General features: G+C 62.5%; 26 protein-coding genes and 1 tRNA gene. 19 read left to right on the forward strand and 8 right to left on the reverse strand.

From position 1 onward, the window contains the following. The first annotated feature begins 59 nt into the window (after positions 1-59). A complete protein-coding gene (locus FJW07_RS03570) occupies positions 60-1,739 on the forward strand; it encodes a sulfotransferase (RefSeq protein ID WP_140854521.1) in 1,680 nt (559 codons plus the stop codon). A 222-nt stretch (positions 1,740-1,961) separates the two neighbouring features. Here FJW07_RS03570 and FJW07_RS03575 read toward each other — a convergent pair whose 3' ends face one another. Next, the gene (locus FJW07_RS03575) at positions 1,962-3,143 is read right to left on the reverse strand and encodes a porin (RefSeq protein ID WP_140854523.1); all 1,182 of its coding nucleotides are present in this window, start codon (positions 3,141-3,143) and stop codon (positions 1,962-1,964) included. Between the two features lie 162 nt (positions 3,144-3,305). Between FJW07_RS03575 and FJW07_RS03580 the strand changes: the two genes are divergently transcribed. The 4 genes from FJW07_RS03580 to FJW07_RS03595 all read left to right on the forward strand — a co-directional run bounded on the left by FJW07_RS03580 (position 3,306) and on the right by FJW07_RS03595 (position 6,422). After that, positions 3,306-3,518, forward strand: coding sequence for a hypothetical protein (locus FJW07_RS03580; RefSeq protein WP_140854525.1), 213 nt, complete (start codon positions 3,306-3,308; stop codon positions 3,516-3,518). Then, positions 3,480-3,570: transfer RNA gene (locus FJW07_RS03585), tRNA-Ser, on the forward strand. Before FJW07_RS03580 ends, FJW07_RS03585 begins: the two co-directional genes overlap by 39 nt. A 390-nt stretch (positions 3,571-3,960) precedes the next feature. Next, positions 3,961-5,103: a porin gene (locus FJW07_RS03590; protein ID WP_140786348.1), complete on the forward strand. Its 1,143-nt coding sequence runs from the start codon at positions 3,961-3,963 to the stop codon at positions 5,101-5,103. 242 nt (positions 5,104-5,345) lie between these two features. Continuing rightward, a complete protein-coding gene (locus FJW07_RS03595; RefSeq protein ID WP_140855135.1) occupies positions 5,346-6,422 on the forward strand; it encodes a site-specific integrase in 1,077 nt (358 codons plus the stop codon). Between the two features lie 77 nt (positions 6,423-6,499). Here the strand turns inward: FJW07_RS03595 and FJW07_RS03600 are convergent, their stop codons facing one another. Next, positions 6,500-7,399: an alpha/beta hydrolase gene (locus tag FJW07_RS03600; RefSeq protein WP_140854527.1), complete on the reverse strand. Its 900-nt coding sequence runs from the start codon at positions 7,397-7,399 to the stop codon at positions 6,500-6,502. 199 nt (positions 7,400-7,598) lie between these two features. Continuing rightward, positions 7,599-9,632 (reverse strand): lytic transglycosylase domain-containing protein, encoded by a 2,034-nt coding sequence (locus FJW07_RS03605; RefSeq protein WP_140854529.1) that lies wholly within the window; start codon positions 9,630-9,632, stop codon positions 7,599-7,601. Positions 9,633-10,098: 466 nt separating this feature from the next. On the opposite strand from FJW07_RS03605, the gene dapA reads away from it, so the two are divergent. The 3 genes from dapA (at position 10,099) to FJW07_RS03620 (ending at position 12,348) form a co-directional block, all read left to right on the forward strand. Continuing rightward, positions 10,099-10,980 carry a 4-hydroxy-tetrahydrodipicolinate synthase gene (dapA, locus tag FJW07_RS03610; RefSeq protein ID WP_140854531.1) on the forward strand — a complete coding sequence of 294 codons (882 nt, stop codon included), beginning with the start codon at positions 10,099-10,101 and terminating at the stop codon, positions 10,978-10,980. Between the two features lie 25 nt (positions 10,981-11,005). Beyond that, positions 11,006-11,485 (forward strand): SsrA-binding protein SmpB, encoded by a 480-nt coding sequence (gene smpB, locus FJW07_RS03615; RefSeq protein ID WP_041002108.1) that lies wholly within the window; start codon positions 11,006-11,008, stop codon positions 11,483-11,485. Between the two features lie 152 nt (positions 11,486-11,637). After that, on the forward strand, positions 11,638-12,348 hold the full coding sequence (locus FJW07_RS03620) for a GH25 family lysozyme (RefSeq protein ID WP_140854533.1): 711 nt from the start codon (positions 11,638-11,640) through the stop codon (positions 12,346-12,348). Between the two features lie 60 nt (positions 12,349-12,408). Here FJW07_RS03620 and FJW07_RS03625 read toward each other — a convergent pair whose 3' ends face one another. Continuing rightward, positions 12,409-13,338 (reverse strand): DMT family transporter, encoded by a 930-nt coding sequence (locus FJW07_RS03625; protein WP_140854535.1) that lies wholly within the window; start codon positions 13,336-13,338, stop codon positions 12,409-12,411. A gap of 143 nt (positions 13,339-13,481) precedes the next feature. Between FJW07_RS03625 and FJW07_RS03630 the strand changes: the two genes are divergently transcribed. Then, positions 13,482-13,955, forward strand: coding sequence for an Lrp/AsnC ligand binding domain-containing protein (locus FJW07_RS03630; protein WP_140783772.1), 474 nt, complete (start codon positions 13,482-13,484; stop codon positions 13,953-13,955). A gap of 32 nt (positions 13,956-13,987) precedes the next feature. On the opposite strand, the gene FJW07_RS03635 is transcribed toward FJW07_RS03630, so the two are convergent. Then, positions 13,988-14,644 (reverse strand): uracil-DNA glycosylase, encoded by a 657-nt coding sequence (locus FJW07_RS03635; protein WP_140854537.1) that lies wholly within the window; start codon positions 14,642-14,644, stop codon positions 13,988-13,990. A gap of 12 nt (positions 14,645-14,656) precedes the next feature. After that, complete coding sequence (locus tag FJW07_RS03640; RefSeq protein WP_140644365.1) at positions 14,657-15,238, reverse strand: NYN domain-containing protein; 582 nt, start codon at positions 15,236-15,238, stop codon at positions 14,657-14,659. 303 nt (positions 15,239-15,541) lie between these two features. Between FJW07_RS03640 and rpoZ the strand changes: the two genes are divergently transcribed. The 4 genes from rpoZ to FJW07_RS03660 all read left to right on the forward strand — a co-directional run bounded on the left by rpoZ (position 15,542) and on the right by FJW07_RS03660 (position 19,396). Continuing rightward, complete coding sequence (gene rpoZ / locus FJW07_RS03645; RefSeq protein ID WP_140644367.1) at positions 15,542-15,943, forward strand: DNA-directed RNA polymerase subunit omega; 402 nt, start codon at positions 15,542-15,544, stop codon at positions 15,941-15,943. Positions 15,944-16,067: 124 nt separating this feature from the next. Then, positions 16,068-18,299: a bifunctional (p)ppGpp synthetase/guanosine-3',5'-bis(diphosphate) 3'-pyrophosphohydrolase gene (locus FJW07_RS03650; RefSeq protein ID WP_140854539.1), complete on the forward strand. Its 2,232-nt coding sequence runs from the start codon at positions 16,068-16,070 to the stop codon at positions 18,297-18,299. 59 nt (positions 18,300-18,358) lie between these two features. After that, positions 18,359-18,937, forward strand: coding sequence for an orotate phosphoribosyltransferase (pyrE, locus tag FJW07_RS03655; protein ID WP_140644371.1), 579 nt, complete (start codon positions 18,359-18,361; stop codon positions 18,935-18,937). Positions 18,938-19,012: 75 nt separating this feature from the next. Further along, positions 19,013-19,396, forward strand: a complete 384-nt coding sequence (locus FJW07_RS03660) for a VOC family protein (RefSeq protein ID WP_140854541.1) — start codon at positions 19,013-19,015, stop codon at positions 19,394-19,396. Here the strand turns inward: FJW07_RS03660 and FJW07_RS03665 are convergent. Further along, on the reverse strand, positions 19,374-19,904 hold the full coding sequence (locus FJW07_RS03665; RefSeq protein WP_140854543.1) for a GNAT family N-acetyltransferase: 531 nt from the start codon (positions 19,902-19,904) through the stop codon (positions 19,374-19,376). The genes FJW07_RS03660 and FJW07_RS03665 overlap by 23 nt on opposite strands. Positions 19,905-20,120: 216 nt before the next feature. On the opposite strand from FJW07_RS03665, the gene FJW07_RS03670 reads away from it, so the two are divergent. The 6 genes from FJW07_RS03670 to recO all read left to right on the forward strand — a co-directional run bounded on the left by FJW07_RS03670 (position 20,121) and on the right by recO (position 24,401). Further along, positions 20,121-20,708: a DUF2062 domain-containing protein gene (locus FJW07_RS03670; RefSeq protein ID WP_140644378.1), complete on the forward strand. Its 588-nt coding sequence runs from the start codon at positions 20,121-20,123 to the stop codon at positions 20,706-20,708. Continuing rightward, positions 20,705-21,118, forward strand: coding sequence for a holo-ACP synthase (acpS, locus tag FJW07_RS03675; protein ID WP_140644380.1), 414 nt, complete (start codon positions 20,705-20,707; stop codon positions 21,116-21,118). The genes FJW07_RS03670 and acpS overlap by 4 nt, the downstream gene beginning before the upstream one ends. Positions 21,119-21,197: 79 nt before the next feature. Then, positions 21,198-21,947: a signal peptidase I gene (gene lepB / locus FJW07_RS03680; RefSeq protein WP_140644382.1), complete on the forward strand. Its 750-nt coding sequence runs from the start codon at positions 21,198-21,200 to the stop codon at positions 21,945-21,947. A 4-nt stretch (positions 21,948-21,951) separates the two neighbouring features. Next, positions 21,952-22,668, forward strand: a complete 717-nt coding sequence (gene rnc, locus FJW07_RS03685; RefSeq protein ID WP_140854545.1) for a ribonuclease III — start codon at positions 21,952-21,954, stop codon at positions 22,666-22,668. Beyond that, positions 22,653-23,585, forward strand: a complete 933-nt coding sequence (era, locus tag FJW07_RS03690; RefSeq protein WP_181182559.1) for a GTPase Era — start codon at positions 22,653-22,655, stop codon at positions 23,583-23,585. The genes rnc and era overlap by 16 nt, the downstream gene beginning before the upstream one ends. Positions 23,586-23,642: 57 nt before the next feature. Further along, positions 23,643-24,401: a DNA repair protein RecO gene (gene recO / locus FJW07_RS03695; RefSeq protein WP_140644388.1), complete on the forward strand. Its 759-nt coding sequence runs from the start codon at positions 23,643-23,645 to the stop codon at positions 24,399-24,401. A gap of 13 nt (positions 24,402-24,414) precedes the next feature. Here recO and FJW07_RS03700 read toward each other — a convergent pair whose 3' ends face one another. Then, positions 24,415-24,879 carry an NUDIX domain-containing protein gene (locus FJW07_RS03700; protein WP_140854549.1) on the reverse strand — a complete coding sequence of 155 codons (465 nt, stop codon included), beginning with the start codon at positions 24,877-24,879 and terminating at the stop codon, positions 24,415-24,417. Positions 24,880-25,178 lie beyond the last annotated feature (299 nt).

The following is a 25,178-nucleotide window of genomic DNA, read 5'->3' on the forward strand; positions in this document are numbered from 1 at the left end:
GGCTCGCTGCTCACTGAGCTTTGACTGGATTCCACCGGTACTTATTGCTAGCAGATGCGATGAACAATCGTCTGCCGCCCGCTTGGTCCAAACACCTCAAATCCGGCGCCACGCCGAAGGCCAGATGGCCCCAGGCAAGTCCGCCGCGGCCGGCTCCACCGAAGACAAATTCGTTCGCACGTGCACAGGCCGATGACGCGCTGCTGAAGAAAGCCTATGAGCATCAACAAGCCAAACGGCTTGGTGAAGCACAGGACTTATGCCTTGAAGTGCTGGCGCGGACGCCAAACCATCCGTTGGCCCTGTACATCATGGGCACGCTTTGTCTGGGCTATGACGATGAGGCGGCTCTGCGCTATTTCGCGCGTGCGGTCGCAGAGGAGCCTGGAAACCCATACTACCATCTTAGCTTCGGCGAGACCTATGCGAAGCTGAGTGAATTCTCGGCCGCGATCAAATACATCCAGCATGCCTTGGAAATAAAGCCCGATCTTGTGGAGGCCCTGTGCGCCTTGGGGCGTGTTTATACCCAGTTCGACAAACCTGACCTGGCATTGGCGCTTTGTGAGAAGGCGCTGAAGATCAACCGCGATCACCCCAAGGCACGGACCGGAATGGCTGCTGCGCTCACTGGTCTTGGGCGTATGGACGAGGCCGGCGCCTATCTCAAAGAGGCGATCGAACGCCGCGTCGACGCAGCGGCTGCTTACTACGAGCTCGTGCAGAGCCGGAAGTTTACCGAAGAGCCTCCGGAACTTCGATCGATCGTTCGCGAACTCGACAGTCCGGGGCTTAACGCGGAGGCGGCGCAGAGCCTTCATTACGCCGCCGGCAAAGTGCAGAACGACCTCAAGCGCTATGCGGAAGCATTCGACCATTTCAACAAGGCCAAGCAGGTCGCCGGCTACAGGTTCGACATCGATCAGTATCGTCGTTTCGTGGACTCGATGATTGAAATCTTCACGCCTGGCCTGTTTGCCGCCGCGTCCGGCCTTGGCGATCCTTCCGATCTCCCTGTGTTCGTGGTTGGCATGCCCCGTTCCGGAACGACACTGACGGAACAGATCCTGGCCAGTCATCCCGGAGTTCATGGCGCGGGAGAACTTGAAAAACTAAGACGGGTAGCAAACGCAATCGATCTCAAATCGTCGGCAGAAGATCTGAGCAAGCCCGTCAATTCCCTTACGCCGGAACTGACCAGGACGCTGGCCGAAGAGCATCTGTCCTACCTCAGAGAACGGGCGCCTGCTGCGCTCCGAGTCGTCGACAAGGAGCCGCACAATTTTGAGCTGATCGGTCTTATCGCCCTTCTGTTTCCCAATGCGGGCATCATTCACTGCCGCCGCGACGCCATCGACAATTGCGTGTCATGCTATGTCCTCCCCTTCAACTCGGCACATAGCTACAATGCAGACCTGCGGGCACTCGGCCTGTACTATCGGGAATATGACCGCTTGATGCGTCACTGGAACGAGGTTTTCCCAGGCCGTATCTTTGAAAACCGCTATGAGACGCTCGTAGAGGATCAAGAGGCACAGTCGCGCCGGCTCATCGATCATCTCGGCCTGCCTTGGGATGACGCGTGCCTGCGCTTCTTCGACAGGGAAGGGGCGGTCACCACGCCCAGCCGCTGGCAGGTTCGTCAGCCGATCTACAAATCGTCGGTGAAGCGCTGGAAGAATTATGAAAGTCAGATCCAGCCTTTGATCGAAGCGTTGGGCGACCTCGCCGACGTTTGACTTCGATCACGGGGTGCGGCTGCCCCGCCGTCTCCCCGGAATTTTTAAAGCTTTCCACCGCGCTGCGGCGCAATCAGGTCGAACGCCAAACGGCGCCTCGGATACACGGCTGGTGCAACATCCGAACTGCGCAGCGGTTCTTGGATCTCGATACCCATCAAACAAAAAAGAAAACCCGGCGGTTGCCCGCCGGGTTCTCCTGTCTCCCCGAAATATCTGGTCTTAGAAATCGCGCTGGAAGCGGATGATCGCGCCGACGGCGTTCTTCTTCGTGGCGCCAGCCCAAACGTTGCCGTGGTCGAAAGCATCCGAACCAACGTGCTGGTAGTCAACTTCGGGCGTGACCGTCAGGCCAGGGACGACGGTGTAGGCAATATTGGCCGCGATCGCGTAATCCTTCCACTGATCACCAGACACCTGAAGGTTGAACGAGGCCTTGTCGCTGAACTTGTAGGTGCCGCCAGCCCAGAAGGCCCAGTTGCCGCCCCAAGGCTTGTAGAAGCCGCGACCGTTCGCGAAGTCCAATGCGGTCGTGTCGTTAAGCTTGCCCTCGCTGGCGTAGCCGAACATGCCGAACAGCGACAGTTCGTTGGTCACGTTCACGTCCAGGCGAACCTTGCCGGACACATATTCGTAGTTGCTGTCATAGGCGACGACGCCGACGACGTCACCCCAGCCCTGCGTGTACTTCAAGCCACCGACGATGTGCGGAACGTAGCTGTCGATCGTGCCGACGCCATAGCCATAACCTCCCGTAACATTGGGGGTCTGTGCACCGCCGCCCGAACCTTCTTCGAGAGAGGCCATCGCCGAGAAACCGTTGCCAGCGTCGAAGTAGTACTGAACGACACCGGTCTTGAACCCGCCATAGGGAACGATGGTGTCGTTGACGACGTTACCGGCGTAGCCGACGAACGTATCGAATGCCGATTCGTCCAAGCCTACACGCAAGCCGCCAAGCTGAATCCAGGCGAAGTGCATGTCAAAGCTGTTTTCAGCAGCATTATCCCCGTAGTTGTTGAACGGGTGATTTTGGAAATTCATCCGCGTTTCGGTGTAGGTCTTCAACGTGCCGAGTTCCGTTTCCTGGCCGGTCCAGGTCTTCAGCGTGAAGCGGGCGTCTTTGTACCAGGTGCCCTGGTTCTTGCCGGTGACGACATCGTCGGCGCGTGCGCCGGTGAACGTGCCAACGTCGCCGAAGCCGGCGTCATAACGGACATAGCCGCCGATGCGCAGGCAGGTCTCGGTGCCCGGGATGTAGAAGTAGCCGGAGCCGTACACGTCGCAGATCTTGACGTATTCGGCCGGTTCCGGCTCGGCGACGGTCACCGCGTCGGCGGCGCGAGCACCGGAAACTGCGACCAGAGCCGCAGCTGAGCCGAGAAGAAGGCTCTTGATGTTCATTTTCTGACCTCCAGTCAGAATCGGACGGAAGCGATAGGCGCCCTCGGCTGAAATCACCGTCAAGATTTTGTTATTGCTATATTTTTCACCTTAAACAGAGAAGCCAGAGCTATTTGCCCGAGCGATTGCGGGTCCGGTTGCCGGACATGCGACGGAATTGGAATGAAGTCGTCGGGCCCGCTCGAAAGGCTACGCAAGTCCCGATCCGCCGCTCATGATTCGATGTCATGCCGGGACGGCGCCCTCCGTCCGCAGCTGCCGGCCAAAGAATTTTTCGGCGAATATGGCGCCGGCTTGTTGATTGTGCCCGCGCTTTTCTTTATCCAGCGGCGCGACGGAGAGGTGGCCGAGTGGTCGAAGGCGCTCCCCTGCTAAGGGAGTAGAGGTCAAAAGCTTCTCGTGGGTTCGAATCCCATCCTCTCCGCCATCTTCCCTCGCGCAGCGCGCGACAAACCTTCCCTCGCAAGGCGATTCTGCGGCAACAACCCGGCATGGCGACTCGCCAGGCCGCCGTAATGCAGCCAGCTGATCGCCGGAATCGGCGGGATTCGAAGGCCGCGCGGACCGCGATGGTTAACGAGAGCTTTCGGAGTGAGGCCAAATCGTGTCATTTGTGCAACAACCCCGGGGGATAGCGCCCGGACAGCGCTTGCGGCGGTACGATCCTGGTTGAACGGCGCCGGCTCATGGGTAATGTCAGCTTCGAAGGAGCGGCGCGGTGCGCATCTTTTTCGGTAGTGGGGATGGGGCAGGGAACGCTGTCCTTCAGCAAAAAATACCCAGACCCGTTTTTTAACTTTTGACTGGAGGTCAGAAAATGAACATCAAGAGCCTTCTTCTCGGCTCAGCTGCGGCTCTGGTCGCAGTTTCCGGTGCTCGCGCCGCGGACGCAGTGACCGTCGCCGAGCCGGAACCGGCCGAATACGTCAAGATCTGCGACGTGTACGGCGCCGGCTACTTCTACATCCCGGGCACCGAAACCTGCCTGCGCGTTGGCGGTTATATCCGTTATGACGCCTCGGCTGGTGAAGAGGGCTCGTTCACGGGCCGCGGCACCACCGACGTCTTGAATGGCGACGATCAGCGTTCTTGGCACAAGAACGCCCGCTTCGCGCTGAAGACGTGGACCGGCCAGGAAACCGAACTCGGCACCTTGAAGACCTATACCGAGACCCGTTTCGACTTCTCGGATGGTGCGACGTCTGTCAATTCTCACTTTGCTTGGGTTCAGCTCGGCGGCCTGCGCATCGGCGCTGATGAATCGGCCTTCGACACCTTCCAGGGCTATGCCGGATCGGTCATCAACGATACGATCGTTCCCTACGGCGGCTTCGACACCAACCTGATCAGCTACACCTTCGATGCTGGCAACGGCTTCTCGGCCATTGTCTCGTTTGAAGAGGGCAATTCCTACGGTGGCTATCACTACGCCGATCGCACCCTTCGCACCATTGATGGCGGCCGTCCTGATGCGGGCAGCGAGCTCATCGACAGCTACGTGCCGCATATCGTCGGCGGCGTGAAGTGGACGCAGGGCTGGGGCGGCATCAGCGGCGTCGTCGCTTACAACAGCAACTGGGAAGAGTGGGCCGGCAAGGTTCGCTTGGATGTGAACGTCAACGACGCCTTCTCGCTGTTCGTCATCGGCGGCTACGGCACGGATAAGAACTCCGACCGCAACTTCTACAAGCCGTGGGGCGGCAATTGGGCAGTGTGGGGCGGTGGCACCTACAAGTTCAACGAGAAGACCTCGTTCAACCTCCAGGTTTCGTATGACGAAGCCAAGGAATTCGGTCTTGCGGCGAACGTCGCCTACACGATCGTTCCCGGCTTCTCGGTCATCACCGAACTTGACTGGGCCCACAACGACCACGACAACAACGGCTTCAACTGGACCGAAATTCCTGACGGCAAGAAGAACGCCCTCGGTGGTTTCGTCCGCTTCCAGCGCGACTTCTAAGGGCTGGAACTCTACAGGTGAAATCCGGCCCGGGCGCTTCCACGCCCGGGCCGTCTTTGTTTCCGCGACTGCGGCAATTCAAACGAAAGGATGGGGGTGAAACGGTAAGCTGATCGGGTCTGTCTGGCGATCTTGTGGGTTCCGCGCTGGCGGATGAGATCGTCGATAAGATTCGAAAACTCTTGAAAGGACACTCTCAAGCGGTTAGGGCTGGTCCCTTAACCACAGGGGGTGTGGCTAAAATGTCGAACGAAGCGGTTCAAGAGGGTGAGCCCTCTGGTCATTTTGCGGTATTTTCTTCTCAGAATTCGAACTTTCGATACACCTACAACAAGATCCGAGAAGTAAAGTCGTATAGGATCGGAGAGCTTTTCGCAGCTTATCGAGATATACTCTGGGATGATGGGCGGCATAAATACAATGTCAGCTCGTTCATCGGTGAAATAGACGAGATCCTTCTGGGAGAGCGTTTCAGCACCTTCGACCAGAACACCCTGGACAATCTTATCGGTACATTGCGCCAGCGCGGCAACAGCAACGCAACCATCAATCGCAAGATGGCTGCCCTCAGCAAATTGCTGCGTAAGGCGCATAAGATGGGAGATATCCACAGCCTGCCCGAGTTCCGCCGCCAGAAGGAGCGGGCGGGACGGATTCGTTTCCTCGAAAGGGACGAAGAAGCGAGGCTGTTCGCGGCGATCAGGAGCCGCAGCGAGGATGCCTACAGGCTTTCCGTCTTCCTGGTCGATACCGGCTGCCGCCTCGGCGAGGCGCTCGGCCTGATCTGGAACGACATCCAGGAGCACCGGGTCTCCTTCTGGATCACCAAATCCGGCCGCAGCCGCACCATTCCGATGACCGAGCGCGTCAAGGAAGTCATCAAGCTGCCGCCGAACACGGAAGGACGCCGGCCGAAAGGCCCGTTCACCAAGCTGACACAGGCGCAGTACCGCGCGATCTGGAACGAGGCGAAGACGGAAGTCGGTCTCGGTGCCGACGAACAGGTGGTGCCGCACATCCTGCGTCACACTTGCGCTTCACGTCTCGTCCAGGGCGGTATCGACATAAGGCGCGTCCAGATGTGGCTGGGCCATCAGACTTTGTCGATGACCATGCGTTACGCGCATCTGGCCACCAACGATCTCGATGGCTGTGTCGTCGTTCTCGAGAAGCCGCGCGGCGACGAAGCGTCGTCCCGCTCGGCCGAAGCCTCCGTCTTCGCTTCGCCCCTCACGACGCCGACCTCTGCCCCGCCGTCTCGGAAAGCGAAACGGCAGGAACCGGCCAAGGCGACCCGCAAGCGCTCGAAAGGCGAGTAGACCGAGCGGATCGCTTCCGCCGGCATGCGCAAATCTATATTTGGATGGTAAGCCCGGGACTGACATAGTCTCGGGCTTTATTTCATTTCTACTCGATATTCGGTCTGATCGAGGAATGCGGCAATCTCCCCAGGCAAGTCGCCGGTTTCGAGGAAGGGCGCGTGGCCCTGGCCTTCGACGGTGATCTGTTCCATGCCGGGGTGCCGCTCCTGCATCGCTTGAAGTGTCGCCGTGGAAAGCAGTTTTGAGTTTGCGCCGCGAATGGCGAGCAGCGGAATGGCGGCGAGCGCGTCGAACTGCGGCCACAGATCCGGCAGTGGCTTGCTGAAATCGATGCCGGCCAGCGTGTCGACCAGGGCCGGATCGAAATCCGGCACCCAGCCGGCCTCCGTTTCGCGGCAGATTGCCCGGACCATCCGCGCCCAGTCGGCGTCGGTGAGCGCCGGGAAATCGGCGCCGTGCACGCGCCGCTGGGCATCCACCGCCTCGGCGAAGGTCTTCGGTTTCGGCGCACGGTCGAGATAGGAGCGGATATGGGCGAGGCCTTCCGCCTCGATCACCGGGCCGATGTCGTTCAGGACGACGGCCCTTAGTACGGCCGGCTTCAACGCGCCGAGCACATGAATGATCAGGCCGCCGCGCGACGTGCCGACGAAGGCGGCCTGTTCGATGCCGAGCGCAGACAGCCCGGCAAGCACGTCGCCGGCTTCGACCCCGACATTATAGTGGCCGATATCGGGATCGTGGCCGGATTGCCCGCGGCCGCGGTAGTCGAAGGCAATGACTTTCCGGGGGCTCTCCGTTTTCCTGGAAAGATGGATCGCGAGTTCATGAAAGTCGCGCGCATTGCGGGTGAGGCCGGGCAGGCAGACTACCGGGCAGCCCTTGGCATTCGGTTCGCCATAGATCCGCGCATGAAGCTTTAGGCCGTCGGGCGCGGGATAAAAGAAGTCGGAGAAACCTTCGTCGCTCGCCATCGCAATGCCGCTCCTCGCTGGGTGATCGACAGCTACAGGCGAGGGCAGGGATCGTCAAATAGGGAGTTCTTCCCTTCTCCCCATGCGGGAGAAGGTGGATCGGCGCGTCAGCGCCGAGACGGATGAGGGGTGTTCCAGCGGAGTGAGACGTCGGCGTTTGCTGGAACGCAACAGGCCCACAAGGGGAGAAGGAAAGACTTCAGCTGCGCCCGTTCACGAGGTCGCCCACGATGTCGTATTTCCCTGAAATACGCATCTTATAAACCTCATAATTCTCCATCACGCGCTGCACGTAACTTCTTGTTTCCGTGTAGGGAATCCGCTCGATCCAGTCGACGACCGCATCAATGTCCTTGCCGCGCGGATCGCCGTATTTCGCCGCCCATTGGGCGGCGCGGTTCGGGCCGGCATTGTAGCCGGCGAAGGTCAGCACGTAGGAGCCGCCGAAGCGGTCGAGCTGTTCGCCGAGGAAGGCCGAGCCCAGCGTCGCGTTGTAGCCGGCATCGGTCGTCAGCCGCGCCTGCGAGAAGGTCATGCCGGCCTTCTTCGCCAATTGCTTGGCGGTGCCCGGCATCAACTGCAGCAGGCCGCGCGCGCCGGCGCTCGAAACGGCGCCGATATTGAACTCGCTTTCCTGGCGGGCGATGGCATAGGCGAGCGCCTTGCCGGACCCCGAAATGTTGGCCGAATCGGGAATGACACCCAGCGGATGCGACAGCGCGCCGACATCGATGCCGCGCTGGGCGGCGATCTTGCCGACCTTCAGCGCCATGAAATGGTTGCCCTGCTTTTCGGCCAGCACCGCAAGCAGCGCCAGTTCGCCCGGACTGGTCAGCTGCCCGGCAAGGTCGCGGTAGAGCGTCTCGGCGTAGCGGTCGTAGCCTGCTTCCTGCAGCCGCTTGATCGCGCCGACTGCTTCTCGGTTGTCAAAGCTCTGTCGGTCGGCGGCACTCGGTTTCGGATAGACGATGTTGAGCGTTCTCAAGCCCACGCGCTCGCCCGCGAGCTGGCCGTAGAAGGTCGTGCCGTAGCCGGCCGCACGCGTGAAATAATCCTTGGCGTTGCCTGGGCCGCCGACTTCCGCCGCGCGGCCGAGCCAGTAATAGGCGCGCGACAGCGACACCGGTCCCTGGGCGAATTCGGTGATGCGCGTGAAATGCCCGGCGGCGGTCGCTGGGTCGTTGAGGCCGCGCAATGCATACCAGCCGGCATGGAATTCGGCTTCGGCGGCGTTCAGCGGGCTCTCGGCGGCGTGCATGGAGACGATCTTGTAGGCGGTCTTCATGTCGCCCTGGTCGACCAGTTCACGCGACAGCACGCGGCGTTCGACCCACCAGCCATCGGGGTCGACCAGCGAATCGCGATCGGTCGGCGCCTTCATCACGACAGCAGCGGCATCGGCGAATTTCTGCTGCTTGCGCAGATATTCCGCCTCGGCGAAGAAATAGCCGGCCGAGCGCTGCGCCGCGGGTACCGCCTTCAACAGCTTGGCGGCGTTCTTGTCGCCCTTGTCGGCAGCCGCCCAGGCATCCGCCAGGGGCTGTGCGCCGGCGAGGCCAGCGACCCTCAGCGCCGAGGACGGCCGGTCGGCATAGAACATGCGCTCCATGCGGTAGCGATGGTCGGCCGCCGGGATCAGCGCGCCGAACTCCTTGATGACGGTCGCCTCGTCCTTTGCTTCCAGCTTCTCGGTGCGCCAGAACGGCACCAGCACCGCGCGCGCCGCGGCCTGGTTGCCCAGCGCCATCTGCGAGCGGGCAAGAATGATCACACCCTCGGGCGTCAGCGGCTGGCTGCGGCCGAAGGCCTGCACCACCACTTGCGGCGGCGGGTTCTCGCGATAGAGCGCGCGCTCGCTGTTCTTGCGCAACGCGATCGTGCCGGGCCATCCCGGCAGCATCTTGGCCGCGTCGGCGATCTCGCCGCTCGGCACCTGGTCGCCGCCGTAAAGCGCGATCGCCCAGGCAAGGATGTGCCGGTCGAGCGAGGTGGCGGGCAGCGTGTCGCGCGCATTGCGCGCGCCGGCGATGTTGTTGGCGGCGAGCGCATCGAGCCCGCTCTTCAGTTGCGCTATGTCGGTGGCGGTCGACATCTGGCCCGGCGCCTGCGGCGCGTCGGGCGCCGGAATCGAGGCCGTCGCGCGCACATCGACGCTGCCGCCGATCGCCACGGTGGGCATCAGCGCGACGATCGCGCCCAAAAGCGCGAAAAGATGGGGCCGCCTCGTCGGCATTTTACGATCCTAGCACATCGTCAGCAGGCGCGAGCATTTGAGAACCCGATGCGAAGCCTAAACTTAGGTCGTGAAGGGCTCGTAAACAAAAGGTTATCGAGGCCGTTCGAATTGCGCTTGCTGGTGTCCCGATTCTGAAATTCGCATGACCTTGATATCGGGCGCGGCGCGAATTTCAGAATCGCAGGGACACCAGCCAACTGTCGAATCCAGTGTCGTTTTGGTTTTCGATGTTCGCCCCGAGCCTGATATCAACGTCTGGCGAACATCGAAAACCACGACACTGGCACTACGCCGATGCTTGCCGCTGAACCATGTCGAGACTATGGTGCGCGGCTTCGCTTTCGGGTAGAAGGCGCGCAACCAACCGATCTAATGAACACCGATGCATGTCGCCCAAAAGTGGGAACCGGTTTTGGGACGACGACACGCATAAACCGACAAAGTTCCAAGGAGTTTGGACGACATGCTGAGAGGCTCGCTGACTGCGCTCGTGACACCGTTCGAAAAGAGCGGGCGCTTCGACGAGAAAGCCTTTCGCTCATTTGTCGAATGGCAGATCGCCGAGGGCACCAAGGGTCTCGTTCCCGTCGGCACCACCGGCGAGTCGCCGACGCTGTCGCATGAGGAGCACCGTCAGGTCGTCAAGGTCTGCATCGAGGTGGCCAAGGGCAGGGTGCCCGTCGTGGCTGGCGCGGGCTCCAACAACACCGAGGAAGCGGTCGGGCTGGTTCAATACGCCGAAAAGGCCGGCGCCGATGCAGCGCTGGTGGTCACGCCCTATTACAACAAGCCCACGCAGCGCGGACTCTATGAGCATTTCGCCGCTGTCGCCAAGGCGACCAGGCTGCCGATCATCATCTACAACATCCCACCGCGTTCGGTGATCGACATGACGCCGGAGACGATGGGCCGGCTGCGCCACGACTTCAAGAACATCGCCGGCGTCAAGGACGCGACCGGCAAGGTCGAGCGCGTCTCCTATCAGCGCATGCACTGCGGCAAGGATTTCATCCAGCTCTCCGGCGAGGATGCATCCGCGCTCGGCTTCAATGCCCATGGCGGTGTCGGCTGCATTTCGGTCACCTCGAATGTCGCGCCACGGCTCTGCGCCGAATTCCAGGAAGCGACACTCTCCGGCGACAGCGCCAAGGCGCTCGACCTGCAGGATCGGCTACTGCCGCTCCACGAGGCGATCTTCATGGAGCCCGGCGTTTCCGGGTCGAAATACGCGCTCTCGAAGCTGGGCAGGATCGAGAACGTGGTGCGCTCGCCGCTGGTGACGGTCGAGGCTTCGACCGCGCAAAAGATCGACGCGGCGCTCAAGCACGCCGGCTTGATTAATTAGGAATGAGGCGCCACCTCTCCGCATTATGAATCAAGTCAAGAAAGCCGACCCCAACAACAGGACGGTCGCCGAAAACCGCAAGGCGCGCTTTTCCTATGAGGTGCTCGATACGATCGAGACCGGCTTGGTGCTGACCGGCACCGAGGTTAAGTCGCTGCGCCAGGGCCAGGCCAACATCCAGGAGAGCTATGCCTCGGCCGAAGGCGGGGAGATCTGGCTGATCAACTCCTATCTGCCGGAATATCTGCAGGCCAACCGCTTCAACCACGAGCCGCGCCGCCGCCGCAAACTGCTGGTCTCGAAGCGCGAGATGGCCAAGCTCTCGCAAAGCGTCGAGCGCGAGGGCATGACGCTGGTGCCGCTGAAAATCTATTTCAACGACCGCGGCCGTGCCAAGCTGCTGCTGGCGATCGCCCGGGGCAAGAAATTGCACGACAAGCGCGAGACCGAAAAGCAGCGCGACTGGTCGCGCGAAAAGGGCCGGCTGCTGAAAGAACGCGGCTAAAGCAATTCCAGGAAAAGTGCATAGCGGTTTTCCGTTCGGAATTGCGTCAAAACAAAAGAGCTTTCGCCGCCGGCGGAAACAGACCGCCTGAAAAAAGCCACCGGCCGGCTCTCTGGTCCGGCGCAATTCTCACCTTCCGACGGGGACGGGTCTTGGGGAAGCGGATTGTTTTCTGGGGCCTTGCCGGCGTGGTTGTCGCCTGCGCCGTCGTGGCAGGCGCCTATTTGTGGTTCCGTGGCTTTTCGCCGGACCGCGCGGAGTTCCCGATCCGAGGCATCGACGTCTCCCACCATCAGGGCAAGATCGACTGGCAACGCGTCGCGGCAGACGATGTCGCCTTCGCGATCATCAAGGCAACCGAAGGCGGCACCCATGTCGATACCCAATTCGCAACCAACCTGCGCGAGGCCCGCGCGGCCGGCCTGGCGGTCGGCGCCTATCATTTCTTCACCTTCTGCCGCCCTGGCGCCGATCAGGCGAGGAACTTCATTGCGGTGGTGCCGCGCGGCGAGCCGCTTCTGCCGCCGGTGGTCGACATCGAGTTCGGCGGCAACTGCCCGCAGCGTCCGTCTCCGGAACAGTTGAACGCCGAGCTCGCCGCTTTCCTCGGCCCGGTCGAGACGGCGTTCGGCAAGCAGGCGATTTTCTATCTGACCGACGAGGCGGCCGACGCCTATTCCAACACCATCCTCAACCGCCAGCACTGGCTGCGGTCACTGGCGATCAGGCCGCGCGGGAACGACTGGATCTACTGGCAGTATCACAATATGGGCCGCGTCGACGGCATCGAAGGCGATGTCGATCTCAACGTTTTGAAGGGCAGCCGCGGGACGATGGCGGAGTTGTTTTCGCCGACGCCGTGAGTGCCCGGCGGCAGCCTCGAATCTGTTTCTGCGGCGTTTTGCGTATATCGCTGAAAAGTCTCATGATCCGCGTGACGCCGGTACATTCAGGCTTGCGCTGGCACTAGGTCTCCCGGTCGCCGAGAAGGCCATTCCCGCGGCCATGATCGCGATGGCTGCCAACTGGATCGTCATCGGCGTTTCGCCGAGCACCGCCATGCCGACAATCACCGTCGCGATCGGTATGCCGGGCAGGAACAGGGACGCCGCCTGCGGCCCCATTTGCCGGACGATGTAGGTGTAGAGGAACATGGCCGCCGCGCCGGCCAGAATCCCTTGGATCACGATCTGGCTGACGATCTCCGTAGCCGACGCGGCGTGGATATGGCTTGGCGCCAAGAGATAGAGAACCGGCAACGGCAGGCACGACAGGAGCACCACCGCGGCCGTTGCCGTGACCGGATCGGCACGCCATAGCCTCACGAGAACGGCATAAGTCGAAAACATGAGGCCCGATCCGATGAACAGCACGTCGCCGATCAGGGCGCCGCCGGTGCCGCCACGCGCCGCGGCGATGAACAGCAACAGCCCGGCGATGATCGCGCCGACGCCGATTGTCCGTCGTTGCGAACCGCCGTCGTCGAAGAAGACGCGCGACAGCAGGGACGAAAAGAAGACGATAGAGGCGGGACAGAGCGCGGCCGCGTGGGCGGCAGGCGCATAGGTCAGGCCCCAATTGATGATCAGCGGATAAGGCAAACCTGCCAATGCCGCCAACGCCAGAGCCCGTCGCCAGCCCAGCGCCCTCATGGGGGCGAAGCCGCTGCGCCAGACGATCGGCAGAAAGACCACCCCCGCGCCGCCAAAGCGCAAAACGGCCAAATCTGTCGCCGTCAGGTGTTCTCGGAGGCTGAAGCGAGCGGCGACGAATTGGATAGCGTAGATGCCGATCATGGTGAGGCCGGCGATAATCGCCAGTCTCGCGTTCCCTGCGTCATCTGCGTCTGCCACGACTTGCCACCCATAGGTCGTCGGAGGTGAAGACTGTCTCCACCGCTGCGGCGAAAGCGCAGACTATTGTTCAGGTCTCTGTGTTGAAATACGCTGTTTTTCCAAAATGATAGCGGAATTCACATCAAAAAGGCAGTTTTAAAGTGAATCAAGAAGCAAGCGATCTCGACGGCGTCGACCGCAATCTCCTTCGGCTGCTGCAGGAGGATGGGCGTCGCACCACGCTTGATCTGGCGGCGCGTGTCGGCCTGTCGCCGACCGGCACGAGCCAGCGGGTGAAGCGGCTGTTTCGGGAAGGCTACATCATCGCGGTCAGGGCCGTGCTCGATCCCGCCAAGATCGGCCGTGGCACACTCGTCTTCATCGAGGTACGCCTCGATCACACGGCGCCTCATATCTTCGAACGTTTCGCCGAAGCGGTGATCAAGGCGCCTGAGGTGCTGGAATGCCATATGGTCGTGGGCGGCTTCGACTATCTGGTAAAGGCGCGTATCTCGGAAATGGCCGCCTATCAGGATTTTCTGACCCGGGTCATCCTACCGTTGCCCGGAGTGAAGGAGACGCACACCTACGCCTCGATCGGCGCGGTGAAGCCGGATGCGCTGCTGCCGGTATGAACGGGCGCGGGATTACTCCAGGGCGCCTGAATCTAGGTCTTCAGGAACGCCGCAATCTCCTTGAACACATTGACGAACATCTCCTGTGTCAGCACGCCCGTATTGGTGTTGTAGCGCGAGCAGTGATAGCTGGAAAACAACGCGATGCCGCCGGCCTGCTGCCGGCCGCCATGGCGGAACGGAATGGCCGCCACGCGCTCGCCCAATGCCCGTACCGTCGACTGATGCGCGATCGAGCCCAGCGTCAGTATGGCGCTGAGATTGGGAAAGCGCGCGATGGTCGGCTTCAGAAAGATCCGGCAGGTGGCGATCTCGGCGCCAACCGGCTTGTTCTCCGGCGGCACGCAGCGCACCGCATTGGTGATCGCCGTGCCGACAAGCTGGAGCCCATCATCCGGCCGCGCCTTGAATTCGCCGCGCGCCAGGCCATGCGCGATCATCGTGCCGTAGAGCAGGTCACCGGCATAGTCGCCGGTGAAGGGGCGTCCTGTGCGGTTGGCGCCGCGCAGGCCGGGCGCCAGCCCGACGATCAGCAGGCGAACTGAATCTTCGCCCTCCGGCGGCAGGAAAGTCGGCACCGGCGCGTTGAACCAGCCGGGCTCGCGCTCGCGCCAAGCCGCGATGAAATCATGCAGCCGCGGGCAAAGCGGGCAGTCACGGTCGGGTTCGGGGGAGGGCGCGGCGCTCAACGCCACCGCCCGTCAATAATCGTCCTCGTCGACTTCGGCAGGTTCCGGCCGGCGCGCGGGCCGCTCGGACGGGTCGCGGCCGACTTCGCTCTTCAGCGACATCAGGTCGATGAAATGATCGGCCTGGCGGCGCAGGTCGTCGGAGATCATCGGCGGCTGCGAAGCCATGGTCGAGATGATCGACACCTTGCGGCCGCGCCGCTGCAGCGCTTCGACCAGCGTGCGGAAGTCGCCGTCGCCGGAGAAGATCACATAGTGATCGACGACATCGGCGAGCTCCAGCGCATCGACGGTCAGCTCGATGTCCATGTTGCCCTTGATCTTGCGGCGGCCGGTCGAGTCGGTGAATTCCTTGGCGGGCTTCGTCACCACCTTGAAGCCGTTATAGTCTAGCCAGTCGATCAGCGGCCGGATCGATGAATATTCCTGATCCTCGACCAGCGCGGTGTAATAGTAGGCGCGCAGCAGGTAGCCGCGCTTCTGGAAGCTCGACAGGAGCTTGCGGTAATCGATGTCGAAGCCCAGCGCCCGGGACGTGGCATAGAGATTGGCGCCGTCGATGAAAAGAGCGATCTTTTCACGGGGATCGAACATTGAAAAACATTCCTTTCGAAAATTTCTGTCGTCTAAAGCGTTTGACGAATAGGTCCGACAAATGGGCCTCGGTGCCGTCACAACCGAGATAACGCGCAATTTGTGGATATCCAAGGGCAGGCCCCTGCATTGCAAGCAATTGTGATCGCCACTATATGGGCAGCTTCATGGCGTACCGCGGTGATGAGCCAGGCAACGACCCGCAAAGCTGACGTCGACGCCATGAAGCTTGTATTTCGGCCGCGCCCGCGTTATGGAGCGCGCCAGCTTTCCATCAAATCCATCGCATGAAAGGGGCAGTCCATGGCCCGCGTAACCGTTGAAGATTGCATCGACAAGGTCGACAACCGTTTTGAACTCGTGCTGCTCGCCGGCCACCGCGCCCGCCAGATCAGCCAGGGCGCGCAGATCACCGTTCCGCGCGACAATGACAAGAACCCGGTCATCGCGCTGCGCGAGATCGCCGACGAGACGCTGTCGCCCGACGACCTCAAGGAAGACCTGATCCACTCGCTGCAGAAGCATGTCGAGGTCGACGAGCCGGAAGCCGAGGGCGAGGCGATCACCGACGAGACCGGCGCGACCGTCGCTGCTGCCGACACCGACGACGCCGAGGAGAACGTTACGTTCGACCGCATGAGCGAGGAAGATCTGCTCGCCGGCATCGAAGGTCTGGTGCCGCCGGAAAAGAGCGACGACTACTAAGAGCTTTTGTCCGGGTTGGATCAACCATCCAGGACTTCCGTATCTTAGGTTTCGTGGCTATCTATGAGGTGCGTCGCACGCCAGTGCGGCGCATCAATCATTTCAGCACCGCGAGATCCCGCCCATGATGCGTCAGTATGAGCTTGTCGAGCGCGTCCAGCGCTACAAGCCTGACGTCAACGAGGCGCTGCTCAACAAGGCCTATGTCTATGCCATGCAGAAGCATGGCCACCAGAAGCGCGCCTCGGGCGATCCCTATTTCTCGCATCCGCTCGAAGTCGCCGCCATCCTCACCGACATGCATATGGACGAGGCGACGATCGCCGTTGCCTTGCTGCACGACACGATCGAGGACACGACGGCGACAAGAGCCGAGATCGACGAGCTGTTCGGTCCGGAAATGGGCAAGCTGGTCGAAGGCCTCACCAAGCTGAAGAAGCTCGACCTGGTCTCGAAGAAGGCCGAGCAGGCGGAGAATTTGCGCAAGCTCCTGCTCGCGATCTCCGAGGATATTCGCGTTCTTCTGGTCAAGCTCGCCGACCGCCTGCACAACATGCGCACGCTCGACCATATGCCCGAGTCCAAGCGCCTGCGCATCGCCGAGGAGACGATGGACATCTATGCGCCCTTGGCCGGGCGCATGGGCATGCAGGGCATGCGCGAGGAACTGGAAGAAATCGCCTTCCGCTACATCAATCCGGAGGCCTACCGCGCCGTCACCGCAAGGCTTGCCGAGATTTTCGAGCGCAACAAGGGCGTCCTGCAGGAGATCGAGACGGCGCTATCGGGCCTGTTCGAGAAGCACGCCATCAAGGCGAGCGTGAAGAGCCGGCAGAAGAAGCCGTGGTCGGTGTTCCGCAAGATGGAGGCCAAGGCGCTTTCCTTCGAGCAGCTCTCCGACATTTTCGGTTTCCGCGTCGTGGTCGATTCCGTCGATGACTGCTACCGCGCGCTTGGCGCCATCCACACCACCTGGTCGATGGTGCCCGGCCGCTTCAAGGACTACATCTCGACGCCGAAGCAGAACGACTACCGTTCCATCCACACCACCATCGTCGGCCCGTCGCGCCAGCGCGTCGAATTGCAGATCCGCACCAAGGAGATGAACAAAATCGCCGAATATGGCGTCGCCGCGCATTCGATCTACAAGGACAGCGGCGGCAAGACGAACGGCGCCGGCCACGCGATCTCCAGGGAGACCAACGCCTATGCCTGGCTGCGGCGCACCATCGAGCAATTGGCCGAAGGCGACAATCCGGAGGACTTCCTCGAAAACACCAAGCTGGAACTGTTCCAAGACCAGGTGTTCTGCTTCACGCCCAAGGGCATGCTGATCGCGCTGCCGCGCGGCGCCACCCCGATCGACTTCGCCTACGCCGTCCATACCGATGTCGGCGATACCTGCGTCGGCGCCAAGGTCAATGGCCGTATCATGCCGTTGATGACGGAGCTCAAGAACGGCGACGAGGTCGAGATCATCCGCTCCAAGGCGCAGGTGCCGCCCGCCGCCTGGGAATCGGTCGTGGTCACCGGCAAGGCGCGGGCCGCCATCCGCCGCGCCACCAAGAATGCGATACGCAAGCAATATTCCGGTCTCGGCGCCCGCATTCTCGAGCGCGCCTTCGAGCGCGCCGGCAAGACCTTCACCAAGGAGAGCCTGAAGCCGGTTCTGCACCGGCTGGCGCGCAAGGACATCGAGGACGTGCTGGCCTCGGTCGGCCGCGGCGAGCTGAGCTCCACCGATGTCATGAAAGCGGTCTTCCCCGACTATAAGGACGAGCGCGTCACCGTCGCGCCGCCCAAGCAGCGCGAGGAAGGCTGGTCGAAGATCCGCAACGCCGCTGGCATGCTGTTCCAGATGCCCGGCACCCGCGCCGCGAAGAAGGACAAGGACCAGCCGCGCGATGGCGCGGTGCCGATCCGTGGCGTGCGCGGCGACCTGCCGGTGCGCTTCGCCCCGGAAGGGGCGGTGCCCGGCGACCGCATCGTCGGCATCATCCAGCCCGGAACCGGCATTACCATCTATCCGATCCAGTCGCCGGCGCTGCAGGCCTTCGACGACCAGCCCGAGCGCTGGATCGACGTGCGCTGGGACATCGACGAACGCACCAAGGAACGTTTCCCGGCGCGCATCTCGGTCACTGCCATCAATGCGCCGGGTTCGCTGGCCGACATCGCCCAGGTGGTGGCGTCCAACGACGCCAACATCCACACGCTGTCGATGATACGCACGGCGCCCGATTTCACCGAGATGCTGATCGATCTCGAGGTCTGGGACCTCAAGCATCTCAATCGGCTGCTGTCGCAGCTGAAGGACAATTCGAGCGTCAGCGATGCGCGGCGTGTTAACGGCTAAATGACTGGACCCTGACCGCGAAAAGTGGAACGGGTCAGGGATTGAATGGGGGATAAAAAATGAACACCGACGAAGTGCTGGGCATTTTCCGCGAGGCCGGCGCCGTTCTCGAAGGTCATTTCATCCTGACGTCCGGCCTGCGCAGTCCGGTCTTCCTGCAGAAGGCGCGGGTCTTCATGCATGCCGACAAGACCGAGCGCCTGTGCAAGGCGCTGGCCGAGAAAATTCGGAAAGCGGTGCCGGGCAGGATCGACTATGTCGTCGGCCCGGCGATCGGCGGCCTGATCCCGGCCTATGAGACCTCCCGTCATCTCGGCGCGCCGGCGATTTGGGTCGAGCGGGAAGGGGGCGAATTCAGGCTCCGCCGCTTCGAGATTGCCGAAGGCTCGCGCGTCGTCATCGTCGAGGACATCGTCACAACAGGCCTGTCGATCCGCGAGACCATCGATTGCCTGCGCGAGATCGGCGCGGAAGTGGTGGCGGCCGCCTGTATCATCGACCGCTCGGCCGGTAAGACCGATGTCGGCGTGCCGCTGATCGCGCTTGCCGAATATGAGGTGCCGGCCTATCCCGCCGACCGCCTGCCGCCGGAACTCGCCGCCATTCCCGCCGTTAAGCCGGGAAGCCGCAACATCTGACTCCCCAATGTATGAAACCAACCACTTGAGCGCATCGCTTGAATCTCTTTCGCAGCGACGCGCGCCGAGGCCGCAATGATCGCGGGCATCGACCATTTCGTGCTGACGGTCCGCTCGGTGAAAGCGAGCTGCGAGTTCTACGAGCGTGTGCTCGGCATGCGGCGCCTGGATGAACCGAACCGGCCGACCGCGCTTCTGTTCGGCGCGCAGAAGATCAACCTGCATGAGGTCGGCCGCACGTTCGAGCCGAAGGCCAAGACGCCGACGCCCGGTTCCGGCGATTTCTGCCTCGTGGCGGCGGTGCCGCTTGCCGAAGTCCAGGCCAGCCTCGAAGCCAATGGCGTGGCGATCGAAGTCGGCCCGGTCGGGCGCACCGGCGCGCGCGGCCCGATGATGTCGGTCTATTTCCGCGATCCGGACGGCAATCTGGTCGAGGTCAGCGAGTACCAGCTCGACTGAGATCGAGCCGCATGGCGCAGCGCTGGTCCAAAGCCATACCATGATCGGCCTCGTCGCTGAGCAGATCGGCCAGCCGTCTGTCGACCTCAGCGCCTTCCAGGATGCGAAATCCGCACCGCTGATAGAAGGGCGCATTCCAGGCGACGTCGCGAAACGTGGTCAGGGTCATCGCGGCCAGGCCGCGCTGCCTGGCGTCCCCAAGCGCCCGTTCAAGCAAAGCCCGGCCGATGCCCTGGCCCTGCCGGTCGAGGCGCACGTCCAGCTCCCAGATATGCAGCGCATCGCCCTCCATCCCGGCGCTCAGGAAGCCGACCGGCCGGTCCTTCTCGTCTGCGGCCACCCAGCATGCGCCACCGGCGATCAGCGCGCGGTGCCGCTCCGGGCTGACATTGTCTCCGTCGGCAAGCCACGCCAGTTCCGGAATGGCGCGGAACGCTTCCCCGGCCGATTGTTCGATAGGCGGCAATGCCTCGGCGTCCTCGGCCCGCGCCGGTCGAATGGTGATCATCGGCTCCGTATCCTGGTTCTTCTCCTCAGTTTCGCCAGAATGAAGCCGTTGTTACAGCCTGCGGCAGACCATCGCGGCGGCGTTTCGTTGTTACGCGGCCTGGCCGTCGCTATATCAAAGACTTGTTGCCTTTCTGCGCCATCGAAGCGCAAGATATGTTTGGCGCGACCCGGTGGTGGCAGGGGCAGCGCATGTTGGACCGGGAACTGGAACAGAGTGCTTTTTCGACGCCGAGAGCCTGATGGCCTCCTTGAGCGGGTGCGTACTTATCTTTGGCCGCGCCGCTCGTTCTCGCGTTCCGTGCAATATTTCTCCAAACGCATCCTGCGGCTGAAGGCGACGCCGCATTCCGTCGCTGCCGGCGTTGCCGCGGGCGTTTTCGCTTCCTTCTTCCCGCTTGGCTTCCACTTCATCGTCGCTGCCGTTTTGTGCTGGATCATCGCCGGCAATCTGGTCGCGGCGGCGCTCGGCGCCGTGTTCTTCGGCAATCCGTTGACCTTCCCGCTTTTGTGGGGCGCGTCCTGGGAAACCGGCAAACTGCTCCTGCATGAGCACCTGCCGAAGCACGGCCCGCCCGAGCATCTGGGCGAAATGATGCACAAGCTCTCCTTCGCGAAGCTCTGGCACCCCGTTCTGGAGCCGATGCTCATTGGCGCGGTGCCGCTTGGCCTCGTCTTCGGACTCGTGTTCTACGCCATCACGCGCTGGGGCATGACCGTGTTTCGCGAGCAGCGCAGGAAGCGCATGGTCGAGCGCGCCGAGAAGAAAGCGCGGCAGGGCGGACGGGAAGTGCCGGCGGAATGATCATCGGCATCGGCAGCGACCTGATCGACATCAGACGCATCGAAAAATCGCTGGAGCGGCACGGCCGGCGCTTCGTCCAGCGCATCTATACCGAGGTCGAACAGGCCAAGTCGGAAAAGCGCGCCGCCCGCGCTGCCTCCTATGCCAAGCGCTTCGCCGCCAAGGAGGCTTGCGCCAAGGCGTTGGGCACCGGCATGGCCGAGGGCGTGTTCTGGCGCGACATGGGCGTGGTCAACCTGCCGAGCGGCGCGCCGACCATGGCGCTGACCGGCGGCGCCGCGGCCAGGCTGGAGAAAATCCTGCCGAAAGGCCACTGTGCGCTGATCCATCTCACCATCACCGACGATTTCCCGCTTGCTCAAGCCTTTGTGATCATCGAGGCGGTGCCCGCCGAACAAGCGCCACATTGATTCCATTTGACCACGAGCGGCATGACGTTGCTCAGCGCCCGCCGAGACTCTATACCAACATCGCACAATCGAGGACGACATGAGCGTGGCTGAAAAATCGCAGAAGAAATCCGGCGGGCTTGGTGAAACCTTCTCCGTCATCATCCAGGCTCTGCTGCTCGCGCTCGTCATCCGCACGCTGCTCTTCCAGCCTTTCTCCATTCCGTCGGGCTCGATGCGCCCGACGCTGCTCGAAGGCGACTATCTCTTTGTCACCAAATGGGCCTATGGCTATTCGCGTTACTCGCTGCCTTTCGGCCCAGATCTTTTCTCGGGTCGTATCTGGGGCGCCGAGCCCAAGCGCGGCGACGTGGTGGTGTTCAAGTTCCCGCCGGATCCGTCGGTCGACTACATCAAGCGCGTCGTCGGCCTGCCCGGCGACAAGATCCAGGTGAAGGACGGCCAGCTTTTCATCAATGACGTCGGCGTGCCGCGCGTAAAGACCGGCCAGATCGACAATCCCGATGTCACCGAGGAAAACCGGCCGATCGATGTCTATCGTGAAACGCTGCCGAACGGCGTCAGCTACGACACGCTCGACATCAATTCCGATTCGATCGGCGACAACACGCGCGAATTCGTCGTGCCGGCCGGGCACTATTTCATGATGGGCGACAATCGCGACAATTCTTCCGACAGCCGCTTTGCCGTAGGCTATGTGCCGGCCGAGAACCTTGTCGGCCGCGCCAACGTCATCTTCTTCTCGATCGCCGGCAAGGCGAGCCCGCTCGAGATCTGGAAGTGGCCGTCGCTGATGCGCGCCGGGCGCCTGTTCCATTTCGTCCACTAGAGCGATGGCGGCCAGCAAGCGTTTGACCGCCGATGCCCTCGCCGAAGCGCTTGTCGAGCGCACCGGCCATGTCTTCGCCGACCCTCAGCGCCTGCAGCGGGCGCTGACCCATGCCAGCGCCCGTTCGACCTATGCCGGCGTCGACTACGAGCGTTTCGAATTCCTGGGTGACCGCGTTCTCGGCCTTGTCGTGGCCGACATGCTGCTCGCGGCCTTTCCCGATGCCGCCGAGGGCGAGCTTTCGCTGCGTCTCAACGCGCTGGTCAATGCCGAGGCGCTCTCGGAAATCTCCGAACAGATCGGCCTGCCGGAACTCGTGCGCGCCGGTTCCGATGTGCGCAATCTCGAGGGACGCAAGCGCACCAATCTGCGCGCCGATGCGCTGGAATCGCTGATAGCCGTGCTCTACCTCGACGGCGGGCTGGACGCGGCGCGTGCGTTCATCCACCGCTATTGGCGGCCGCGCTCACAAGCGACAGGGGCCGCGCGGCGCGACGCCAAGACCGAATTGCAGGAGTGGGCGCACCAGGCGGCCGCCGGCGCCGTGCCGGCCTACCGCATCGACGGCCGCGAGGGACCGGACCACGATCCGCTGTTCACGGTAAGCGTCGAGGTCGGCTCTTTTGCTCCCGCGACCGGCAGCGGCCGGTCCAAGCGCGAAGCCGAGCAGGCGGCGGCGGCTACTCTTTTGCTGCGCGAGGGCGTATGGAGCGCGGCATGACCGCAAACCAATCCCCCGAGACCCCCAACACCCGCTCCGGCTTCGTCGCGCTGATCGGCGCGCCCAATGCCGGCAAGTCGACGCTGGTCAACCAGCTTGTCGGCGCCAAGGTGTCGATCGTCACCCACAAGGTGCAGACCACCCGCGCCATCGTGCGCGGCATCGCCACGCATGACAACGCGCAGATAGTCTTTGTCGACACGCCCGGCATCTTCAAGCCGAAGCGGCGGCTGGACACCGCGATGGTGACCACCGCCTGGGGCGGCGCCAAGGATGCCGATGTCGTAGTGCTGTTGATCGACGCCGAGCGCGGCATAAAGGGTGACGCCGATGCCATCCTCGACCGGCTGAAGGACGTCCGGCAGCCGATGCTTCTGGTCCTCAACAAGGTCGACCGCGTCAAGCCGGAAACGCTTCTTGCGCTGGCCGCGACAGCGAACGAACGCGTTCCGTTCAAGCGCACCTTCATGGTCTCCGCGCTCACCGGCTCCGGCTGCAAGGACCTGCTCGACTATCTCGCCGAGACGCTTCCAGCCGGCCCCTGGTATTATCCAGAGGACCAGATATCCGACCTGCCGATGCGCCAGCTCGCGGCCGAAATCACCCGAGAAAAGCTTTATCTCAGGCTCCATCAGGAGCTTCCCTATTCCTCGCACATCGAAACCGAGAAATGGGAAGAGAAGAAGGACGGCTCGGTGCGCATCGAGCAGGTCATCTATGTCGAGCGCGACAGCCAGAAGAAGATCGTGCTCGGCCACAAGGGCGAGACGATCCGCGCCATCGGCCAGGCCGCGCGGATGGAAATCGCCGGCATCCTCGAGCAGAAGGTGCATCTCTTCCTGTTCGTGAAGGTGCGCGAGAACTGGGGCGACGACCCCGAGCGCTACCGCGAGATGGGGCTGGAATTTCCGGGGTAAGCCGGTTTGCGTCGCTCCAACTTGATTTCGCCGCGCAACAGGTGAAAAGCTCGGCTCATGGAATGGCGCGACGAGGGAATCGTTCTCGGCACTCGCAAGCATGGCGAAACCAGCGCCATCCTCGAGGTGATGACGCGCGCGCATGGCCGCCATCTCGGCCTGGTGCGGGGAGGGCGCTCGCGCAAGCAGCAGCCGGTGCTGCAGCCCGGCAACCGCGTCGACCTTCTGTGGCGGGCGCGGCTCGACGAGCATCTGGGCACCTTCCAGGCCGAGGCGATCGAGATGAACGCCGCGCGTTTGATGGACAGTGCGGTCGCCGTCTACGGCCTGCTGACCATGGCCGCGCATCTCAGGCTCCTGCCCGAGCGCGATGCCCATGGCGGCCTTTACGAGGCGCTTGCCGTGATGATCTCGCATCTGGGCGATGCCGATGCGGCGGGCGAGCTGGTGGCGCGCTTCGAGCTGCTCATCCTCGATGAATTGGGCTTCGGCCTCGACCTCAGCCAATGCGCGGCGACCGGCTCCAGACAGGATCTCGCCTATGTCTCGCCGAGATCCGGACGCGCCGTGTCGCGCGAAGCCGGTGCTGCCTGGCATGACAAGATGCTGGCGCTGCCCGCCTTCCTGCAGCGCGGTTCCGGCCTGCGCGCCGATGCGGCAGCACTGGAAGACGCTTTCCGGCTGACCGGCTTCTTCTTCACCCGCCATGTTTACGAGCCGCGCGGCGTCGAGCCGCCCGACGCCCGCGCCGGCTTCCTGGCCGCGCTGCGCCGGCATCATACGGCGGTGAAGGCGATTGCGGGCGGGGCAGGATAGCTGAGGCGAGCGTCTAATAGGCTCCCCGCCGCTCCAGGAAATCGTCGAGCATGGCGCGCTGGCCCTTCAGGATCCTGAGCCCGGCTTCGGGCAATGGAAACCAGCCGGCTCGATCCACTTCCGGGAATTCCTTCATGCGTCCCGATTTTGGCGGCCATTCCATGGTGAACATGTTGCTCCTGATGGCATCAGTATCGATGTCGGCCTCGACGCTCCACGCGATGACGATCTTGCCGCCCGGCTGCTCGTAGCCGCCGAGCGGCCGGAAATCGCCGGCGACGGCGACGCCGAGCTCCTCTTCGGCCTCGCGTTTGGCGGCCTCCAGCTCATCCTCATTGTCGCCGATCAGTCCTTTCGGGATGGACCACGCGCCTTCATCCTTTCTTGCCCAGAACGGCCCGCCCGGATGGACGAGCAGGAATTCGAACACACCGGCAATGCGCCTGTGGATCAGCAGGCCCGCGCTTTTCTGCGGCATCGGTCACCTCGCGGCATCTTCTTCGCCGGCGCGAGAATAGCACGAGTATTTCGCTGCTGAGGTCACGCAATCCCTTCGGCAATGCCGTCAGCCCCGGCGGCTCGGCATGGGATGAACCGGCAAGTTGCTGGCAATCGGCGACGAAACATGCTCGATCTTGTCAGTCGGCCCGATCTTGTCAGTCGGCCCGATCTTATTAGTCGGCCCGATCTTGTTAGCCGGCAAGACGCTGATTTCGACCAGCCGTCTCATCGCCGCATTTGTTGGCCACGACTGGTCTGGTTTTGAGGGAAACCGCC

It is taken from the genome of Mesorhizobium sp. B3-1-9 (genome assembly GCF_006439595.1).
GTDB lineage: Bacteria > Pseudomonadota > Alphaproteobacteria > Rhizobiales > Rhizobiaceae > Mesorhizobium.

Bases quoted from the DNA above. Each gene is read 5' to 3' on its own strand.
- FJW07_RS03570 (WP_140854521.1), top strand. From the start codon at position 60: ATGAACAATCGTCTGCCGCCCGCTTGGTCCAAACACCTCAAATCCGGC.
- FJW07_RS03575 (WP_140854523.1), bottom strand. From the start codon at position 3,143: ATGAACATCAAGAGCCTTCTTCTCGGCTCAGCTGCGGCTCTGGTCGCA.
- FJW07_RS03580 (WP_140854525.1), top strand. From the start codon at position 3,306: ATGAAGTCGTCGGGCCCGCTCGAAAGGCTACGCAAGTCCCGATCCGCC.
- FJW07_RS03590 (WP_140786348.1), top strand. From the start codon at position 3,961: ATGAACATCAAGAGCCTTCTTCTCGGCTCAGCTGCGGCTCTGGTCGCA.
- FJW07_RS03595 (WP_140855135.1), top strand. From the start codon at position 5,346: ATGTCGAACGAAGCGGTTCAAGAGGGTGAGCCCTCTGGTCATTTTGCG.
- FJW07_RS03600 (WP_140854527.1), bottom strand. From the start codon at position 7,399: ATGGCGAGCGACGAAGGTTTCTCCGACTTCTTTTATCCCGCGCCCGAC.
- FJW07_RS03605 (WP_140854529.1), bottom strand. From the start codon at position 9,632: ATGCCGACGAGGCGGCCCCATCTTTTCGCGCTTTTGGGCGCGATCGTC.
- dapA (WP_140854531.1), top strand. From the start codon at position 10,099: ATGCTGAGAGGCTCGCTGACTGCGCTCGTGACACCGTTCGAAAAGAGC.
- smpB (WP_041002108.1), top strand. From the start codon at position 11,006: ATGAATCAAGTCAAGAAAGCCGACCCCAACAACAGGACGGTCGCCGAA.
- FJW07_RS03640 (WP_140644365.1), bottom strand. From the start codon at position 15,238: ATGTTCGATCCCCGTGAAAAGATCGCTCTTTTCATCGACGGCGCCAAT.
- rpoZ (WP_140644367.1), top strand. From the start codon at position 15,542: ATGGCCCGCGTAACCGTTGAAGATTGCATCGACAAGGTCGACAACCGT.
- FJW07_RS03650 (WP_140854539.1), top strand. From the start codon at position 16,068: ATGATGCGTCAGTATGAGCTTGTCGAGCGCGTCCAGCGCTACAAGCCT.
- pyrE (WP_140644371.1), top strand. From the start codon at position 18,359: ATGAACACCGACGAAGTGCTGGGCATTTTCCGCGAGGCCGGCGCCGTT.
- FJW07_RS03660 (WP_140854541.1), top strand. From the start codon at position 19,013: ATGATCGCGGGCATCGACCATTTCGTGCTGACGGTCCGCTCGGTGAAA.
- FJW07_RS03665 (WP_140854543.1), bottom strand. From the start codon at position 19,904: ATGATCACCATTCGACCGGCGCGGGCCGAGGACGCCGAGGCATTGCCG.
- acpS (WP_140644380.1), top strand. From the start codon at position 20,705: ATGATCATCGGCATCGGCAGCGACCTGATCGACATCAGACGCATCGAA.
- lepB (WP_140644382.1), top strand. From the start codon at position 21,198: ATGAGCGTGGCTGAAAAATCGCAGAAGAAATCCGGCGGGCTTGGTGAA.
- rnc (WP_140854545.1), top strand. From the start codon at position 21,952: ATGGCGGCCAGCAAGCGTTTGACCGCCGATGCCCTCGCCGAAGCGCTT.
- era (WP_181182559.1), top strand. From the start codon at position 22,653: ATGGAGCGCGGCATGACCGCAAACCAATCCCCCGAGACCCCCAACACC.
- recO (WP_140644388.1), top strand. From the start codon at position 23,643: ATGGAATGGCGCGACGAGGGAATCGTTCTCGGCACTCGCAAGCATGGC.
- FJW07_RS03700 (WP_140854549.1), bottom strand. From the start codon at position 24,879: ATGCCGCAGAAAAGCGCGGGCCTGCTGATCCACAGGCGCATTGCCGGT.